General features: G+C 69.3%; 7 protein-coding genes, 3 tRNA genes and 1 pseudogene. 5 read left to right on the top strand and 6 right to left on the bottom strand.

Annotated features, from left to right (window positions below; translation table 11 throughout):
• Positions 1-74 (bottom strand) — tRNA-Asp (locus tag ACYVE7_RS05385).
• A 75-nt stretch (positions 75-149) separates the two neighbouring features.
• Between ACYVE7_RS05385 and ACYVE7_RS05390 the strand changes: the two genes are divergently transcribed.
• The 4 genes from ACYVE7_RS05390 to ACYVE7_RS05405 all read left to right on the top strand — a co-directional run bounded on the left by ACYVE7_RS05390 (position 150) and on the right by ACYVE7_RS05405 (position 1,628).
• The gene (locus ACYVE7_RS05390) at positions 150-647 is read left to right on the top strand and encodes a DinB family protein (RefSeq protein ID WP_460363416.1); all 498 of its coding nucleotides are present in this window, start codon (positions 150-152) and stop codon (positions 645-647) included.
• Positions 648-728: 81 nt separating this feature from the next.
• Positions 729-802, top strand: a tRNA-Asp gene (locus tag ACYVE7_RS05395).
• 13 nt (positions 803-815) lie between these two features.
• A tRNA-Phe gene (locus ACYVE7_RS05400) sits at positions 816-892 on the top strand.
• Positions 893-1,007: 115 nt separating this feature from the next.
• A complete protein-coding gene (locus tag ACYVE7_RS05405) occupies positions 1,008-1,628 on the top strand; it encodes a hypothetical protein (protein WP_460363417.1) in 621 nt (206 codons plus the stop codon).
• 104 nt (positions 1,629-1,732) lie between these two features.
• Here ACYVE7_RS05405 and ACYVE7_RS05410 read toward each other — a convergent pair whose 3' ends face one another.
• The gene (locus ACYVE7_RS05410) at positions 1,733-2,554 is read right to left on the bottom strand and encodes an acyl-CoA thioesterase (protein ID WP_460363418.1); all 822 of its coding nucleotides are present in this window, start codon (positions 2,552-2,554) and stop codon (positions 1,733-1,735) included.
• A gap of 100 nt (positions 2,555-2,654) precedes the next feature.
• On the opposite strand from ACYVE7_RS05410, the gene ACYVE7_RS05415 reads away from it, so the two are divergent.
• Positions 2,655-3,644, top strand: coding sequence for a glycoside hydrolase family protein (locus tag ACYVE7_RS05415; RefSeq protein ID WP_460363419.1), 990 nt, complete (start codon positions 2,655-2,657; stop codon positions 3,642-3,644).
• Here ACYVE7_RS05415 and ACYVE7_RS05420 read toward each other — a convergent pair whose 3' ends face one another.
• The 4 genes and pseudogenes from ACYVE7_RS05420 to ACYVE7_RS05435 form a co-directional block, all read right to left on the bottom strand.
• Positions 3,645-4,631, bottom strand: coding sequence for a sulfotransferase family protein (locus ACYVE7_RS05420; protein ID WP_460363420.1), 987 nt, complete (start codon positions 4,629-4,631; stop codon positions 3,645-3,647).
• Between the two features lie 148 nt (positions 4,632-4,779).
• Entirely contained in the window at positions 4,780-6,411 is a 1,632-nt protein-coding gene (locus ACYVE7_RS05425) for a restriction endonuclease (RefSeq protein ID WP_460363421.1), read from the bottom strand.
• Between the two features lie 109 nt (positions 6,412-6,520).
• A complete protein-coding gene (locus ACYVE7_RS05430) occupies positions 6,521-7,174 on the bottom strand; it encodes an enoyl-CoA hydratase-related protein (protein WP_460363422.1) in 654 nt (217 codons plus the stop codon).
• Positions 7,161-7,458, bottom strand: a pseudogene (locus tag ACYVE7_RS05435) (hypothetical protein); the annotation flags it as partial. The gene ACYVE7_RS05430 and the pseudogene ACYVE7_RS05435, both read right to left, overlap by 14 nt.

The raw sequence follows: 7,458 nt of genomic DNA on the forward strand, positions 1-7,458 counted from the left end.
CGGTCCTGACGGGACTTGAACCCGCGACCTCCACCTTGACAGGGTGGCGAGCACTCCAACTGCTCCACAGGACCTCGACGCGCTGGCGCGACGGGAACAGACTACGGCCTCCGGCGCACTGCTCGCACCATCGACTACCTTCTACGATCATGACTCGTCGGAAACCGCCACGATCCGGCGGCGAACGCCTGCTCCTCGACGCCTTCCTGGATCAGTACCGCGCCACGATCCCGGTGAAATGCCAAGGTCTGTCCGAAGAGGCGGCCCGCCGTCCGCTGCTGGCGACGTCGCCGCTCATGACGGCCGCCGGCCTCGTCTCGCATCTCCGCTGGGTCGAGCATTACTGGTTCGAGCACCGGCTCCTCGGCCTCCCCGACCGCGCTCCCTGGACGGACACCGACCCGGATGCCGAGTTCAAGGACCCGGCCGCCCTCCCCGATCTCCTCGCCGCCTACGCCGCCCAGTGCGCGACCTCCCGGACGATCGCCGCGACCCTCCCTTTGGACACCGAGCTCGCCGTCCCGGCGGCGGACGGCGACCCGTCGACGCTCCGCTGGCTCCTCCTCCACATGGTCGAGGAAACCGCTCGCCACGCGGGCCATCTGGACATCCTCACCGAGCTCCTGGACGGCCGTACCGGTTTCTGAGTTGGCAGTATCCGCCCGCATCACCTAAGCTCTTCCACGTTGCCCCGGAGCGAAAGCGCAAGGCCCCGGGCGCAGCACCAAGGTCCTGTGGAGCAGTTGGAGTGCTCGCCACCCTGTCAAGGTGGAGGTCGCGGGTTCAAGTCCCGTCAGGACCGCGCAACAATGCCCGGCCAGGTAGCTCAGTTGGTACGAGCGACCGCCTGAAAAGCGGTAGGTCGGCGGTTCGACCCCGCCCCTGGCCACCACACTTCCCCAGCAAAAGACCTCAACCCGCAACCTCGGGTAAGAGGTCTTTTTGCACTGCCCGACAATCTGCGCGGCTAAGCCGCGTGTTGCGGGCGTCCCGTAGCCGGAGGATTCATGGGTCACGTCTTCGCCCGGCTGTCCGGCTTCGGGGTGACGCTCACCCCGGTCTGGCCCTACGCCTTCACCTATGTGGACGGCTCCGTTCTTATCGCGACCGAACCATTCGACTCGACGTCCACGGTCCGTGTCGCCGTCAAGAACGGCCGCGCCGTAATCCCCGAACACCCGAATATCTTCATGCTCGGCGAGGGCCCGGAGGAGCGGACTTGGCGCATTGAGACAAGCGCATGCTCGATCCCTTGGCCGACGAATTTCACCCTCGAATCGGCGCCGGAAGGAGACCCGACTCCCTTTTACCTTCTCGACGGGAAAGGGGCAGCGATCTTCCTTCAAGGACCACTACGGCGCGACGGGGTTCCGCCGCTCCGAGAGCTGGTGGCTCCCGGCCAGCGGGTCCTGCGCTCTGTTGAGGAGAAGGATTTCAGTCTTGTCGAGGTGGCCTATGAGCACGAGGAACAGACCTGGCATCAGTGCCATCTCCTCGTACCCCACGGCCAGGAGCGCTTGGTCGTCATCACCGCGCAGTCACCGGAACCGGCCGCTCGGCTCACTCGGGAGGCCGCCGAATTCGCTGCCCGGAACCTGCGACGAGATGTGTCTCTGAGCAGGCCCTGAGGATGCGGGACGGGGTTTCGCGAGTTCGTGGGTCTGTCAGGCGCTCGTCGGTAGTGCTGCGACGACACCTGTCGTCTCGAGCCTGGCGGGAAGGCTGCCGGGGGTTAGTGCTTGTAGTAGACGAGTTGGTGGGTGGTGGCTAGGAGGGTGCCGGTGGGGGTCCAGAGGTGGGCGGACTGGTCGTGGTAGCCGGAGGTGAAAGTGGTAGAGCGGGCGGTGGCCAGGAGAGGGGTGGTGCCGTGGGAAGTGAGGGTGGCGGGGGTGGTGTGGAAATAGGTGGTCAGGGAGACGGTGCCGGCGGGGATGAATTGGCCTCGGCGGAGGAAGACGCGGGGGTAGAAGACGTCGGAGAGAGCCGTCAGGGAGGCGTAGTCGAGGGGGCGGGACGGGGAGTCGCGGACCCAGAGAGTGGTGGTGGAAGAAGGGGATTCGCCGGTGGAGTCGGTGGGGAGTTCGCCTTCGACGTAGCGCATCTCGTAATTGGCGGCCCAGGAGATGAAATCGGGGAAACCGCCGAGCGGGGTGTCCTCCGGGGCGGGGACCTTCGGCATTTCGGCTTCGGTGTCGGACCAGGTGTCGCGGCGGACACCAAAAATGGCGGTGGCGGTCGTCGTCACGGCGCCGTCCTGGGTGAGTTCCAGAAGCCAGTGCTGGGTGGTGCGGTTGGTGCGGACCGGGCGGGCCGTGACCTCGAACTCGCCGTCCGTGACGGGGCCCGCGTAGTTCACCGTCAGGGAGAGCGGGTCGCCGAGCCGGTCCGGGTGGAGTTCCGCGGCGCGTAGCAGCGTGGCGGCGGTGACGCCACCGAACGGGCCGACCATGTTCGCGTACGCCGGGCTGGTCCTGCCCTGCCAGCGGCCGTCGGCCACCGGGGTGAGCGCCACCGCGGTGTCGAACGGGTGCGGCTGGACGTCGATCTCGGTCACGCTTCTCCCCCATCGTCGGACGCCTCATCCTAGCGAGGGCGGTGAATCCGGTTCGGTCGCAGGGGCCCTGGTCCGAGTCATACCTACTTTTCCCATCGAGATGATTCACAATGGGCGTGGAGTCGGCGACACTCGGAGGGGTACCGTCGATCAACTACTCGGAGAGGGTGACGTTCTGAACTCCGCGACCACCGAAGAGCTGATCTCCGCACTGCGGCCCGACCCCGAGCGTTCCGCGCTCGCCGTCGGGCCTCCCGGCGCAGGCGAGGGCTACTGGGCCGGCGCCCCGAGCGCCGTCGAACACGAAGGCGTCATCTATCTGGCCTACCGGCTGCGCCGCCCGCTGGACGAGGGCCGCGGTTTCGCGGTCGAACTGGCCAGATCCACGGACGGCGAGCGGTTCGAACCGTTTCTGCGGCTGGCGAAGGAGGCGTTCGGGAGCGAGTCCCTGGAGCGTCCGACGCTGGTCAGGACGCCCGAGGGGCGGTGGCGGCTCTATCTGAGCTGCGCCACCCCCGGCACCAAACACTGGAGGGTCGAACTCCTCGAAGCCGACGATCCCCTTGAATTCGACGCCGCGCACCGGACCGTCGTCCTCGCGGGCGACACGAAGATCGGCGTCAAGGATCCGGTGATCGTCCACCACGACGGTCTGTGGCATCTGTGGGCGTCCTGCCATCCGCTGGCCGTCCCGGACGAAGCCGACCAGATGGTGTCGGACTACGCGACCAGCGTCGACGGCCTCGCCTGGACGTGGCACGGCACCGCGCTCGGCCGCCGTCCCGGCGCGTGGGACGCACGGGGCGCGCGGGTCACGGCCGTCCGGTTCGTGGCGGGCGGCGTCGTCGCGGCCTACGACGGCCGGGCCAGCGCCGCCGAGAACTACGAGGAGCGCACCGGGTTCGCCGTCGGCACCGAACCGCAGGCCCTGACGGCCGTCGGTGACGAGCCGTGGGCGCTGTCCCCCCACCGCGGCGGCGGCCTCCGCTATCTGGACGCGCTGCCGCTCGCGGCGGGCGGGATCAGGCTCTACTACGAGCTGACGCGCTCCGACGGCGCCCACGAGCTGCGCACCGAACTCCGGGCGTGATCATCGGGGACGGCCGTTGCGGGCCTGGTACTGTCCCGCCGGCCGTTCCCCGACCCGTCCTCCCGATGCATCTCTGGGCCGCAGCCAGTCGGCGAAGTCCTCGCCGGTGACCTTCTCCAGCAGCTTCACGTCGGCTTCGAAGAACGGCAGCAGCGCGCTGCGCTCCGCCCAGGTCAGCGGCCGTCTGGCCGGGCCGCCGCGCTGCAGCGCGCGTTCCAGCGGCACCGTCACGGTGGCGCGGAGCGGGTGGCCGGGCAGGACGGAGTCGACGGCCGTCGCGACGCGCAGCGCCCTGGCCAGGACGGCGCGCCGCCAGGTCGGTTCGGGGTGCGCCGTGACGTTCGCCTTCGGCACGTCGGGGACGAGCCCCTGCTCCACGCCGAGGAACGCGAAGACCCGGTCGAGGGTCGCGGCGGGCTCGTACAGGAGGTCCCAGTACCGGAACACGAGCACCTGTTCGCGGGAGAACAGCGTGTAGAGGTGTTCGAGCTGTTCGCCGTAGCGGCCGAGGTCGAGGTAGTGCCAGAACGCCGACCAGCCGTCGGCTTTCCGTTCCTCTTCGAGCCGGCACGCCTCGACGATGTCGTCGACGGGTTCGAGCCCTGCCGACCACAGATGGGTCCAGTTGGAGTGGGCGCGTTCGACGGGGTCGCGGAGCACGACGATCAGCCGGACGTCGGGGATCAGCGCCCGGATCCGCCGCTGGGCGTCGAGGTCGTGCAGGTAGAACGGGGTCGACTCGCCTTTCAGCGCCCCTTCGGGCGCGGCGTCGAACAGCGCCTCGTAGTCTTCGCGCCGCCACACGTGCTCGCGGTAGGTCTGGACGTCGCCGGGGCCGCCGCGGGTCGGGGGCGGCCCGTCGGTCAGGAAGAACTTCGGCTCCTTCACGGGCGACAGGTGGAGGGCGGGGTGGCGGGCGAGCGCGCTGTGCAGGGCGGTGGTCCCCGCTTTCGGCGCGCCGATCACCAGGAAGTCGGGCAGGCCCATCGGTTTCTCCCTTCACGGAACGCAAATCAGCATAATACCTATTGACTTAGTAGGAAATAGAACGGGCTCCGGCCCGTGACCGGAACCCGGGAATCAGCCGGTAGCGGCCCCCGTCCGGTGACGACCAGCTCGACGGGGCCACCGCTGGTCAGCAGCCGGCGGCGGGGTCGCGTCGGCCTTCCGGCGGGGTGATCCGCGCCTCGATCCCGGCGTGCTCCTTGAGCAGGTACAGCAGGTTCGCGCCGTCGAGCAGCTCGATCGGCTTGTTCTTCGCGAAGTCGAACGACGCCTGGCCGTAGCCGCTGGTCGTCACGAGGATGCCCTTGGACGCTCCCTCGTTCTGCAGGGTCCCGAACAGGTCCCGGACGGCCGAGACCCCGACGGTGCTCCGGTACCGCTTCGCCTGGATCACCACCTTGCCGCCCACGATCGGCCGCGGATCGTGGGCGACGCAGTCGACCCCTCCGTCCCGTGACGCCCTGGTCTGCCTGGTCTCGAGCCCCATCCGCGCGAACAGGTTCTGGATGAGGCTCTCGAACTCGGCCGGGGTCAGCTCCAGCAGGTTGGGCCGCTGGTCGAGCGAGCCGAGGAGGTCGGTCTCCTCGACGAACCGCGGATCGACGTACCGCGGATCGACCAGGTCGAACTCCAGCACCGGCCGGACGGGGACGAGCTCCGCGGTGTTCCGTGACACGCCCGCGCCCAGATGCCGCAGGCAGGCCGCCGGATCGACGTGGGCGAGATCGAGTTCGGCGAAGGTCTCCCGTGTGGTCCGGAGGGTGAGCAGGCAGGGCCGGATCGGACGTCCGGTGGCCGCGTCGACGGTGCTGACCATTCCGTTCAGCACGATCGACCGCGCTTGCGCGCGGGTGTCGGCGGTGAACAGATCGCGGACGACGCGGAGCGCGAGCTGCCCGACCACGGACGTGTACCGTGCCCGGATCTGCGTGGCCGGGCGTGCCGTCTCGGCGATCGCGTCGGAGGTCTTCACATAGCGATAGGCCTTGACCTTGGGAATGACGCCGATGGCCGGCAGTTCGTATTCGACGACGAGCTGCCGCGAGTCCGGCACATAGGCCATCCGCCATTCGGCCGGAAATCCTTCGGGCGAGGGAGCGGAGTTCAGCACGAAGTCGAAATAGGCGACGACGGCGCTGGGCAGTCCCGTCGCCAGATCGCGCAGGTAGGCGTCGACCTCGGCGTGCTGCCTTCTGGTTCGCTCGACGGCTTCGGCGACGCGCCGCGCGTGCTCGCGCTGCAGCCCTTCGAGCTGGGTCCGGCGCGCCTGCTCCCGTGTGGCATGTTCGGCGCACGCCGTTTCGTAGGCGAGCCGCCCCTGCCGGACGGCCTCCTCGTATTTGGCGCCGCCGAACAGCCGGGAAAGCCCTGTGGGCTGCGGCGGAGCGAACTGTTCCGGCCGTGGCGGCGGTTCGGGACGGGCCGCGGGACCGGGCTCGAACGGCAGGTGCGCGCGCCGCTCCTTCATCCCGTTCACATCGACGGCCGTGTTCCGGCCCAGCCCGGAAACGAGCAGTTCGTCGAGTTCGGTGAGCCGCTGCGCGAGCGTCGCGTTCAACGCCGCCACTTCGGCCGCCCGCGCTTCGGCGTAAAGGCGTTTGCGTTCCTTTTCGGTGGCGGCCGCCGCCCAAAGGGAAGCGGCCTGCGCCTGTGCCGCCTCCCTTTGTGCGGCGGCCTCACTGTGCCTTCTGGCCGCCTCGGCGCGTTCGGTTTCGCGCTGTGTCTGCGCGATCGCCGCCATGAATCCCTGACGCCTCGCCATCAGCCCACCCGTCGGGAGTCGCGTGTCGATGTGCTCCGGCGTCAACAATAGACATCAAAACGTCATGCCCCGAAACTTTTCTGTGGAGCTCGGCTCAGCCCTCGATGGGTCAGGAGGCCAGGGCCGAGACGGCGGGGGCGTACATCACGGACTTGATCTTTGAGAGGGTCGCGCGGTCCTTGCCGGCGAGTGGACGGACGCGGGCGGCGGCCGTCGTGAGGAGGGCGTCGAGGTCGGAGACGGCGTCGACGATGCCGTGGGCGGCGGCCTCGGGGGCGGGGAAGCGGTGGCCGGTCGTCATCGACGCGGTCGCGGCGGCCGGGGTGAGCTTCGCCTGGATCAGCGCGGCCATCCCGGGCGTGAACGGGATGTTGATGTCGGCTTCGGGGAAGCAGAAGTAGCCGCGGTCAGCGCGCATGATCCGGAAGTCGTGGGCCATCGCGAGCATCGCGCCGCCGCCGAACGCGTGCCCGTTGACGGCCGCGATGGTCGGGACGGGCAGCGTCAGCACCTTCGAGAACAGCGCGTGGATCTCCGCGACGTACGGGACGAGCTGGTCGGGGTGCTGGCCGAGCCAGTCCAGGTCGAGGCCGTTGGAGTAGAACTTGCCGCCGCCGACGGTGACGAGCGCGGCCGGCTCGGGGTGCTCGGCGACGGTGTCGAGCAGCGCGCTCGTGGACTTCAGCCAGTCGGGCGAGAAGCGGTTCTCGTCATCGCCGAAGGTGAGGACGAAGACGGAGTCTTCAAGGTCAAGGGTGGGCATTTCCGGCCTTTCCAAGGGGATCGACGGCGAGGACCGCGCGGACGGCGGCCTCGAGACGGAGCCGGTTGCCGGAGGAGACCGGCAGACCGGCGGGGGCCGCGAGGGCCCGGTGGAAGAACGCCCCCGGCAGGTCGACGACGCAGAGCGTCACGGCCTCGACGGCGGCGGAGTCGGCGCGGCCCCACAGGGCGTCCGACAGGCTTCTGAGCAGGGCGAGCAGCCGGGCGTCGCGGGCGATCCCGACGGCGGCGACACCGACTACGCCGCGATGAAGCGCGGCGCGG

Source organism: Actinocorallia lasiicapitis, from assembly GCF_054778695.1.